The sequence below is a fragment of the Acidimicrobiales bacterium genome (assembly GCA_036273495.1).
Taxonomy (GTDB): domain Bacteria; phylum Actinomycetota; class Acidimicrobiia; order Acidimicrobiales; family JAJPHE01; genus DASSEU01.
In genome coordinates, this window is the sequence record DASUHN010000310.1 from 1 (window position 1) to 6507 (window position 6507).

Annotated in this window: 6 protein-coding genes; 1 reads left to right on the forward strand and 5 read right to left on the reverse strand. The window is 72.2% G+C overall.

Annotated features, from left to right (window positions below; genetic code table 11):
• From VFW24_13130 to lysA, 4 genes are all read right to left on the reverse strand, one after another.
• Positions 1-244: Rho termination factor N-terminal domain-containing protein (locus VFW24_13130; GenBank protein ID HEX5267707.1), on the reverse strand; the 244-nt coding region annotated here is incomplete at its 3' end.
• A gap of 303 nt (positions 245-547) precedes the next feature.
• Complete coding sequence (gene thrC, locus VFW24_13135) at positions 548-1588, reverse strand: threonine synthase (protein HEX5267708.1); 1041 nt, start codon at positions 1586-1588, stop codon at positions 548-550.
• Positions 1585-2886 carry a homoserine dehydrogenase gene (locus VFW24_13140; protein HEX5267709.1) on the reverse strand — a complete coding sequence of 434 codons (1302 nt, stop codon included), beginning with the start codon at positions 2884-2886 and terminating at the stop codon, positions 1585-1587. The genes thrC and VFW24_13140 overlap by 4 nt, the downstream gene beginning before the upstream one ends.
• Positions 2887-2905: 19 nt before the next feature.
• Positions 2906-4156, reverse strand: coding sequence for a diaminopimelate decarboxylase (gene lysA / locus VFW24_13145; protein ID HEX5267710.1), 1251 nt, complete (start codon positions 4154-4156; stop codon positions 2906-2908).
• A 62-nt stretch (positions 4157-4218) separates the two neighbouring features.
• Between lysA and argS the strand changes: the two genes are divergently transcribed.
• The gene (gene argS, locus VFW24_13150; GenBank protein ID HEX5267711.1) at positions 4219-5991 is read left to right on the forward strand and encodes an arginine--tRNA ligase; all 1773 of its coding nucleotides are present in this window, start codon (positions 4219-4221) and stop codon (positions 5989-5991) included.
• A 7-nt stretch (positions 5992-5998) separates the two neighbouring features.
• Here argS and VFW24_13155 read toward each other — a convergent pair whose 3' ends face one another.
• Positions 5999-6376: a response regulator gene (locus tag VFW24_13155; GenBank protein ID HEX5267712.1), complete on the reverse strand. Its 378-nt coding sequence runs from the start codon at positions 6374-6376 to the stop codon at positions 5999-6001.
• Positions 6377-6507: the final 131 nt, after the last annotated feature.

Here is a 6507-nt window from a genome sequence, read left to right on the forward strand (position 1 = left end):
GGCCGCGCCGGGGACGCTCGGCGTCGGCGGCGGGAGTGTCTCCGTTGCCCGAGTCCGCCGGTGCCGAACCATTGTCGGATCCGGTGACCACTCCGGTCACCCGGAGGATCTCGTCGATCAGGTCGGCCTTGCGCGTCCTGCTGGCGGGCTTGAGGCCCATGGCTTCGGCGATGGCGTGGAGCTCGTCGCGCTCCTTGCGCTCCAGGACCGAGCGTTCGAGCTGCTGCTCATCGCTCATGTGCACCTCTCTTGAGGTTGTCGAGGCCACCCGGTGGTCACTCCGCCGGGTGGGTTTGGTGGACGGACGGCTCTTCTACCCGGGGACGCCCGGGACGAGCCCTGCGCTGCCGCGGACCCCCGACCGCTGCCGTGTGTCCCGGGTCCCACGCGTGAACGGCGGGGCTCGAAGCCGGAACGGGAGGAGTCGTTAGGGGAGGAGCCGTGTGGCACCGCCCCCAAATACGACCGCGCGATGCGAACCACATGGTACGTCACCGGGAGGACCGTTACAAGCTACGGCCCCCGGAGGCCCGGGACCGGCCTGGGCTCAGAGGCCGATCTCGGCCCGGATTGCGTTGTACTCGGCCTCCACCGGGACCGGGACGGCGATCTGGCTGATGGCGATGTCGGGGTCCTTGAGGCCGTGCCCGGTCAGGATGCAGACCACCCGGGACCCCGGGGGGACCCCGTAGGCCAGCAGGCCGGCCACCGACGCCGCCGATGCCGGCTCACAGAACACCGACTCCTCGGCAGCCAGGAACCGGTAGGCCTCGAGGATCTGCTCGTCGGTCACGGCCCGGATCGATCCGCCCGACTCGCTGGCCGCGGCCGTGGCGCCGTACCAGGACGCCGGGTTCCCGATCCGGATGGCGGTGGCCACCGTCTCAGGCTCGGCGACGGGGTGGCCCTCGACGATCGGGGCCGCCCCCGCGGCCTGGAAGCCGAGCATGACGGGCAGCCGGGTGGCCCGGCCGGCCTGGCGGTACTGCAGGTAGCCGCGCCAGTAGGCCGTTATGTTCCCGGCGTTGCCGACCGGGATGAGGTGGTAATCGGGCGCGTCCCCCATGGCGTCGACGACCTCGAAGGCCCCCGTCTTCTGCCCCTCGATGCGGTCGGGGTTCACCGAGTTCACCACAGTGACCGGGGCCCGCTCCCCGAGCGTGCGCACGATGTCGAGGGCGGCGTCGAAGTTGTCGCGCACCTGCAGCACCCGGGCGCCGTGGATGAGCGCCTGCGCCAGCTTGCCGAGGGCGATGTGGCCCTCGGGGATCAGCACCGCGCACGCCAGCCCGGCCCGGGCCGCGTAGGCGGCGGCCGAGGCCGACGTGTTCCCGGTCGAGGCACAGACCACCGCCTTGGCGCCCCGCTCCACCGCCTTGGAGATGGCGAGGGTCATGCCGCGGTCCTTGAACGACCCCGTCGGATTGGCGCCCTCGACCTTGAGGTGCACCTCGGCACCGGCGCGGTCGGACAGGCGCGGGGCCGGGATCAGAGGCGTCCCGCCCTCCTGCAGGGTCACGACGGGGGTGTCGGCACCGACGTCGAGGAGGTCCCGGTACTCCTCGATCACCCCGCGCCAGCGCGTCATTCCGGGCCCGCCACCCGCAGCAGGCTGCCGACCCGCTTCACCACGTCGAGCTGGTGGAGACCGGTGATCGTGGCCTGCAGGTCCGCCTCGCGCGCCGTATGGGTGATGAAGATGAGGCGCGCCTCGTCGGCCAGGCCGGTCTGCTCCATCGACCGGATCGACACCTGGTGGCCGCCGAACACCTGCGCCACCGCCGCCAGCACACCGGGCCGGTCGACCACGTCGATGCTGAGGTAGTACTGGGATCGGAGCTCGTCGATCGGGCGGATCACGGCACGGGGCGGGCTGGTCGAGCGGCTGGTGCCCCCGGCCCGCAGGTTGTGGGCGGCGTCGATCAGGTCCCCGAGGACGGCGCTGGCGGACGGAGCCCCACCAGCGCCCCTTCCGTAGAACATGAGCTCACCGACCGCCTCACCCTCGACGAAGACGGCGTTGAACGAGCCGCGCACCGCGGCGAGGGGATGGGCCTGGGGGAGCATGGCGGGATGGACGCGCACGGCCACGGCGCCGGCGTCGTCCTGGTCCGCCATCGCCAGGAGCTTGACGACGTACCCGAGGCGGTCGGCCACCCCGATGTCGTGCGCCGTCACGCCGCTGATGCCTTCCCGGTACACGTCCCCGGCCACGACTTCCACGCCGAAGGCGATGGTGGCGAGGATGGCGGCCTTGGCCCCGGCGTCGTAGCCCTCCACGTCGGCCGTCGGGTCGCGCTCGGCATACCCGAGGCTCTGGGCTTCCGCCAGGGCCTCGGCGTAGGTGGTGGCCTCCTCGGTCATCCGGGTGAGGATGTAGTTGGTGGTCCCGTTCACGATGCCCATCAGGCGGCGAACCCGCTCCCCGGCCAGCGACTCGCGCAGCGGGCGGATGAGGGGGATGCCGCCACCGACCGACGCCTCATAGAGGAGGTCCACGTTGTTGGCCGCCGCGACCTGGGCGAGCTCGGCGCCGACGTTGGCCATCAGCTCCTTGTTGGCCGTGACCACCGGCTTGCCCGACTTGAGGGCGGCCAGGATCAGGCTGCGGGCCGGCTCGATCCCCCCGATGACCTCGACGACGACGTCGACCTCGGGCGCGGTGGCGACGGCGGCGGCGTCGTGGGTGAGCACGCCGTCGGGCAGCTCGACCTGACGCTCCTTGGCGAGGTTGCGCACCGCGACCCTCGTGACCTCGAGGCGCAGCCCGGTGCGGGCGGTGATCACCTCGGCGTCGGACTCGAGGATCTGCACCAGCGCCCCGCCGACGTTTCCGCAGCCGAGGAGCCCGACGCGGACGGGAGCCGTGGCGTTACCGGCGCTCACGGGCCCACCGTACCCTGCCTCAGGCGTCCAACCTGAGAAGGTCCTCCTCGGTCTCCCTCCGCACGACGGTGCGGGCGCACCCCTGTGCCACGAACAGGACGGCGGGGCGGAGCACCTTGTTGTAGTTGGAGGCCATGGAGTGGCCGTAGGCCCCGGTGACCGGGGTGGCCAGGACGTCCCCCACCCGGATGTCGGCCGGCACCCGGGCGTCGCGCACGATGAAATCCCCCGACTCGCAGTGCTTGCCGACGACGGTGACCCGTCGCGGGCGCTCGGCGTCAGCGGCGCGGGGAAGGAACACCTCGTAGCCGCTGCCGTAGAGGACCGGCCGCGGATTGTCGCTCATCCCCCCGTCGACGGCCACGTAGGTGCGGACCCCGGGCAGATCCTTGAGCGTCCCGACCGTGTACAGGGTGACGGCGGCGCCGGCCACGATCGACCGGCCCGGCTCGGCGGTGACGCGGGTCGCGGGGGCCACCCCGAAGGCGGCGCAGGCACGCCGGACCGCTGCCGCCCACTCCGTGATCGTGGGCGCCGACTCCCCCTCGACGTAGGCCACCCCCAGGCCCCCGCCCACGCACAGCTCCCCCAGTCCGAGCGGGTTGAAGAACCCGGCCAGCACCTCGACCTCCCGCTCGAAGGAGTCGGTGACGAAGATCTGCGACCCGATGTGGGCGTGGATGCCGACGAGGTCGACGGCCCCGAGAGCGCTCAGCGCCCGCAGCCGCTCGACGGCGGCTTGCGCCTGTCCGCTGGCCAGACCGAAGCCGAACTTCGAGTCGACCTGACCGGTCATCACGTACTCGTGGGTGTGGGCCTCGATCCCGGGGGTGACCCGGAGCAGCACCCGCGGGGGCGAGCCCCCGTCGCGCGACGCCGCGATCAGCTCGAGGCGGTCGATCTCGTCGCCGGAGTCGACGACGATGCGGCCCACCCCTTCGGCCACGGCCCGGCGCAGCTCGGCGTCGGACTTGTTGTTGCCGTGAAGCACGATGCGCCCCGCCGGGACCCCGGCCGCGAGAGCCACGTGCAGCTCGCCACCTGTGGCCACGTCGACCCACATGCCCTCTTCGTTGGCCAGCCGGGCCATGGCCCGGCAGAGGAAGGCCTTGGACCCGTACGCCACGCCCTCCCCCCAGGCCCCGACCGCCTCCCGGCAGCGGGACCGCAGATGCTCCTCGTCGTAGACGAACAGAGGTGTGCCGTGCTCCTCGGCCAGCGCGACCAGGTCACAACCGCCCACGGAAAGGCGGCCGCGGGCGTCGACCACGGACGTGTCGGGGAGCAGCCGGAGGGGAAGCGACGAGATGACCCGAAGCTACCGTGGGGCCCGTGCCCGACCCGGTGCATATCCTCACCGAACGCCTGCAGGGTGCCATCGGCGCCGCGTTCGGTCCCGAGCTGGCCGGCGCCGATCCGGTGCTGCGCCGGGCAGGCCAGGCCCGGTTCGGGGACTATCAGGCCAACGCGGCGATGGCCCTGTCGAAGCGGCTGGGCCGGCCCGGACGGGACGTGGCCGACGCCATCCTCGCCCACCTCGACGGCCGCGGCGTGGTGGCCAAGGCGGAGGTCGCGGGCGGCGGGTTCATCAACCTGACCCTCGACGACACCTACCTGGCCAGGGAGACGGAGGCCTCGGCCGCCAGTCCGACATTCGGGGTGGCTCGGACGGCGGCGCCCCGCCGCTTCGTGGTCGACTTCGCCGGGCCCAACGTGGCCAAGGAGATGCATGTCGGCCACCTGCGCAGCTGCGCCATCGGCGACGCCCTGGCCCGGATCCTCGAGTTCCTCGGCCACCGGGTCATGCGCCAGGACCATCTCGGTGACTGGGGCCGCCAGTTCGGGATGCTCATCGAGCACCTCGTCGACCTGGGCTGGGACACCGCCGATGCCGGCAGCGGCGCACCGAGGTCCATATCCGACCTCAACGAGCTCTACCGGCAGGCCCAGGAGAAGCTCGACTCCGACCCGGCGTTCGCCGACCGGTCCCGGACCCGCGTGGTGGCCCTCCAGTCGGGTGACGCCCGGTCGATGGCGCTGTGGAAGGAGCTGGTGGCGGAGTCCCGCCGCCACTTCGAGGAGGTCTATCGCCGCCTCGGCGTCACCCTCCGGCCCGAGGACGTCCGGCCCGAGAGCTTCTACAACGAGACGCTCGGCCCGATGGTGGCCGAGCTCGAGCACAAGGGCCTCGTGGCCGTCGACCAGGGGGCCCTGTGCGCCTTCCCGGAGGGATTCACCGGGCGGGACGGGGGGCCTCTTCCCCTGATCGTGCGCAACTCGTTCGGGGGCTACGGCTACGCCGCCACCGACCTGGCGGGGGTCAGGTTCTCGGTGCGCGACCTCGGCGCCGACCGGCTGGTGTACGTGACCGACGCCCGCCAGGCCCAGCACTTCGCCATGGTGTTCGCCGTCGCCGGCCAGGCGGGCTGGCTCGGCGAGCGCGCCGCGGCCGAGCACGCCCCGTTCGGGACCATCCTCGGCCCGGACAACAAACCGTTCAAGACCCGGTCCGGGGACACCATCCGCCTGGCCGACCTGCTCGACGAAGCGGTCGAGCGGGCCCGGGCCGTGGTGGTGGAGAAGAGTCCCGACCTCGACGCCGACGCCGCCGCCGCGGTGGCCGAGGCGGTCGGCATCGGGAGCGTCAAGTACAACGACCTGGCCAACGACCGGGTGAAGGACTACGTCTTCGACTGGGACCGGATGCTGGCCCGGGAGGGAAACACCGCTCCCTACCTGCAGTACGCCCATGCCCGCATCCACTCCATCTTCCGCCGGGGCTCGGAGATGGAGATGGCCCAGGAGCCCGCGCACGCGGGCGACATCCACCTGGTCCTGGCGGAGCCGCAGGAGCGGGCCCTGGCCCTGGCCCTGGTGGGCTTCGACGGCGCCGTGCACGCCACCGCCACCCACCTCCAGCCCCACCGCCTGTGCACCTACCTGTTCGAGCTGGCCACCACCTTCACGACCTTCTACGAGGCCTGCCCGGTCCTGCGGGCCGACCCCGAGGTTCGCGAGAGCCGCCTCGGCCTCTCCGCCCTCACCGCCGCCGTTCTGGGACGGGGCCTGGACCTCCTGGGCATCGCGGCGCCGCAGCGGATGTAGCCGGCGCCTACGACCGTCGCTCGAGCAGCGCCGCCACCCGCTCCAGGAGCTCCAGCGGATCGAAGGGCTTGGTCATGTACTCGTCGGCCCCGGTGGCGCGTCCCGCCTTCACGTCGGCGTCCTGGGCCTTGGCGGAGAGGATGATGATCGGTATCGATGCGGTGGCCGCGTCGGCCTTGAGCCGCCCTGCAGCCTCGAGGCCGTCCATCCTCGGCATCATCACGTCGAGAAGGATCAGGTCGGGATGTACCTCGGCGGCCTTCTCCAGGGCCTCCACGCCGTCCCCGGCCAGCACCACCTGGTAGCCCTCCATCTCGAAGTTGACCTGGAGGAGCTTCTGGATCACCGGGTCGTCGTCGACCACCAGGAGGGTCTCGCCGGACACGCCGTGATCCTAGGAGGCGGGCCTCGGCCGAGGGCGGTACGCCCGTTCGGGCCCCCGGCCGGCGGAATTAGAGTGGGCTCCCCGCCCTCGTAGCTCAGGGGATAGAGCACCGGCCTCCGGAGCCGGGTGCG